This window comes from Streptococcus sp. 9903 (genome assembly GCF_013276625.1).
Taxonomy (GTDB): Bacteria; Bacillota; Bacilli; order Lactobacillales; family Streptococcaceae; genus Streptococcus.
Genome location: NZ_VMLI01000037.1, coordinates 1 through 831 on the forward strand (window position 1 = coordinate 1; position 831 = coordinate 831).

At 37.5% G+C, this 831-nt stretch carries 1 pseudogene; it reads right to left on the minus strand.

The annotated features are described in order from the left end of the window. Positions 1-831, minus strand: a pseudogene (locus HT696_RS10400) (hypothetical protein); the annotation flags it as partial.

Here is an 831-nt window from a genome sequence, read left to right on the forward strand (position 1 = left end):
ACTGGTACTAATGGATTTCCATCTGGTGTCTTAGGTGTATAACCTGGCACATATGGAATCACTGGTACATTTGGTGTAGTAGGATCCGTTGGATCTCCAGGTCTTGTTGGATCAGTCGGATTGTTTGGATATGGTTTTGGATCGAAATTCGTTCCTTCTGGTGGTGTTACACCTGTTGGTGGTGTTAATACCCATGATCCTAACTTCGTATATACCACATTTAGGTTTTGATTTTCAGAGGCTGCTGTTAAGTTTGTACTTGCTGCTACTCTTGTTCCATCTGTTGATACCAAATTACCTTGTGAGTCTTGATTTGATTTTAAGATGTATCCTTTTACTACTGGTGATGTTACTTCATCGAATGTTGTGTCATTATCTTTAGCTGTCCATTCTCCATAAGTAATCTCACCTGTTACTACGTTAATCTTAGCTTCACGTGTAAAGGTTACTTTGTCAGTTTTCGACTCAGTAGTTTCTTTACCGTTATCCGTATATGTTAGCTTAGTTCCTGATTCGTCAACATAATTAATTGTACGTGTTACTTCTTTTGTAGTTTCCGCGTTCTTAACTTTATTGATTAATTCCTCTGTCCATACTGGTGTTTTTGGATCAACAGGAGTATTAGGAACTACCGGCACATCTGGATCAATTGGTTTTCCAGGTTTAAGTGGTTTTTCTGGTGTTGGCGGTGTTACTGGTACAAGTTTTTCATGTACTTTCAACGTTACTGTTTGTGTTGGATCTTGACCTTCTGTATCCTTATCTTTATCGAATTTGTTATTAATATAGTTGACTACTTCATCTCTATTATCAATCACATATCCGCGTTTT